Source organism: Micromonospora sp. H61 (assembly GCF_018070325.1).
Classification (GTDB): domain Bacteria; phylum Actinomycetota; class Actinomycetes; order Mycobacteriales; family Micromonosporaceae; genus Micromonospora; species Micromonospora salmantinae.
The window spans coordinates 1-2,082 of record NZ_JAGPXY010000191.1 but is presented as its reverse complement, the minus strand read 5'-3'; the positions used below and the strand labels follow the sequence as shown (position 1 = coordinate 2,082).

The window sequence follows — 2,082 nt, the reverse complement described above, 5'->3', positions numbered from 1 at the left end:
GGGTAGGCCGCTGGAGCCTGCCGGCAACGGCAGGCCGAGATGGATGGCCGCCGCCGGCGCAAACCCCTCGGGGTACGCGTCGCGCACAGAATCCGGCGTACAGGTCGACTCGTCCGTCGCCCACCAGGTCAGCCGCCCCGACACGGTGGCTGACCTGCTGTTTCTTCAGGCGCTGGTGGTCGTCGGTGGTTGTCTTTGGTCAGCGTTTGACGGCCCGGTGACGGCCCAGACGGCCCAGACGGCCCAGAGGTCAAGGCCGAAGCTGCGTGACCATTCGTGCCCCTGGTGACCGCCCGGGCCCTGGGTACTGGCGCGTCGCTGGCACGGGCGACCTATGGGTTACGAGGTCAAGTTGTCCGTCCTACCGACCTGGGCACCTGGGGGTCTACCAGCGGAAACGCCTCTCGACATCTCACACCGCTCCCCACTGCGCCGCCCGGGAGCTTCAGATCGGAAGCGCGCGCACAGCCGGATGTGATACTCGTAATGCCTGCTCGCCGCAGCTGAGTCGGCTACATCCCTGACCGCTGCGCTCTTCGGTCACTGGCCAATGAGCGGCCACAAGGGACCGAGGCGCCGGGGCACCCAGCTTGACGCCTTGTCAGTATCCTGCTTCCGACCTGAACAGGCCGGATCGCCGACATGACGAGGACCTTAATGCGCAGAAGCCTGATCGTGCTCATCGCGTTCATCTCAGCGGTTTTCCCTACCGTTTTACTCCAGCCGGAGGTCGCGTCCGCCGCCCCTCCATGTTGGACGTCATTCGCACCCGCGTCACCGAAGGGTGCTCCGATGACGCAGACCTACCGCAACTGCGGCAGCAGCACCGCGACCGTAATGCCCTACCGCTACCTTCCCGGTGGCGCCGCTACGGTTTGGATCTACGATGCAGAATGTCGCTCGGTGGCTCCCGGGGCCAACGTCAGCTGGTATTTCAGCTATACCTACAGCAACGTGAACTACAGCACCGCCAGTTGCGTGCCAGGTCCCAGTAGCAGCGGCTCGTACCAGGACTACTACACGTCGAGCGTCCCGTGTAATACCTCGTTCTCGCCGCCCTCCCCGCAAGGGGCAGCGATGACCCAGTACTACTCGAACTGTTACAGCCTCAATCCGGGCTACGTGACCACGGCCTACCGGACATCGAATGGAAACTTCTATGGCGCTGCAGGACGCTGCCATTTCGTAGGTGGGTACACCGAAAGCTACCGCTGGATCGCCTACTGGAACTACTTGAGTACCATAGCCGGCTCCACCTACACGACTGCCTTCTGTGCGGGCAACACCGAATAGAGCGTGTTCGCGACGGTCCGACCTGGACAGAGTGACGGCATGGCATCGAGTGCCGGACGAGGGCGCGGCGCTGTGCGTATCGTCTGAGGATCTCCTCGTCGGGCAGTCGCCAACCTTCGAGCCTCGGCGGACGGGGACAAGGTGGAGCGCCCTACCGGGCGAACGACCTTGGCCCCGTCCGGGGAGGCTGGTAGTCCTTGTGGCGCCCGGCGAGGTGATCCGGCCCCGGTTGATCTCTGAGGAGGGCCGGGGTTTGGGGCGGAGCCCCGAGGTCTTCAGGCTCCTGACCGTTTCGAAGCGTGGTCGGCCGGCCCAGCCGATGCCGGCCGGAGATCGTCAGCAGGTCGGGGCCGGGCCAGCGCGGCCCGCTTGCGGGCCGGCTTGAACCAAGCCATCCCGATGCTCTTATGGAGGTCAAGGGGTGAGGGCGGCGAAGTCGGCGCGTAGGGCGGTGTAGACGTCGCGGACGATGTAGCGCTTGAGGCAGCGCTGGATTTCCTGCTTGCTGAGGCCTTCGGTGATGCGTCGTTGCTGGTAGGCGCGGGTGCGCTGGTCGTTGCGCAGGCGGCAGAGCGCGATGGTGTGCAGGGCGTGGTGAGGGCAGTGACCCGGCGGGCGAGCCCAACCAGGGCTGCGGCGGTGGCGTGTTCCGGCGCATGGAGTCTGGCTGGGTCGTAGCTCAGCCCAGCGCATCGGGTGACCAGCACGGCGGCGCTGAGCTTGGTCAGGTGGGCTCGCAAGGGCTCGGGGGCGGCGGCGACCAGGCCGCGCATCTGCGGTAGATAGGGC

Annotated in this window: 3 protein-coding genes; 2 read left to right on the top strand and 1 reads right to left on the bottom strand. The window is 66.0% G+C overall.

Annotated elements, in window-relative coordinates; translation table 11 throughout:
• Positions 1-289, top strand: a 289-nt coding sequence (locus KBX08_RS33015) for a hypothetical protein (RefSeq protein WP_210787670.1), incomplete at its 5' end; no start/stop codon positions are given.
• A gap of 503 nt (positions 290-792) precedes the next feature.
• Positions 793-1,293: a hypothetical protein gene (locus tag KBX08_RS33010; RefSeq protein WP_210787669.1), complete on the top strand. Its 501-nt coding sequence runs from the start codon at positions 793-795 to the stop codon at positions 1,291-1,293.
• A gap of 414 nt (positions 1,294-1,707) precedes the next feature.
• Here KBX08_RS33010 and KBX08_RS34285 read toward each other — a convergent pair whose 3' ends face one another.
• A complete protein-coding gene (locus tag KBX08_RS34285; RefSeq protein ID WP_374101983.1) occupies positions 1,708-1,986 on the bottom strand; it encodes a hypothetical protein in 279 nt (92 codons plus the stop codon).
• Positions 1,987-2,082: the final 96 nt, after the last annotated feature.

Coding starts and splice junctions, on each gene's coding strand:
- KBX08_RS33010 (WP_210787669.1), top strand. CDS start 793: ATGACGCAGACCTACCGCAACTGCGGCAGCAGCACCGCGACCGTAATG.
- KBX08_RS34285 (WP_374101983.1), bottom strand. CDS start 1,986: ATGCGCTGGGCTGAGCTACGACCCAGCCAGACTCCATGCGCCGGAACA.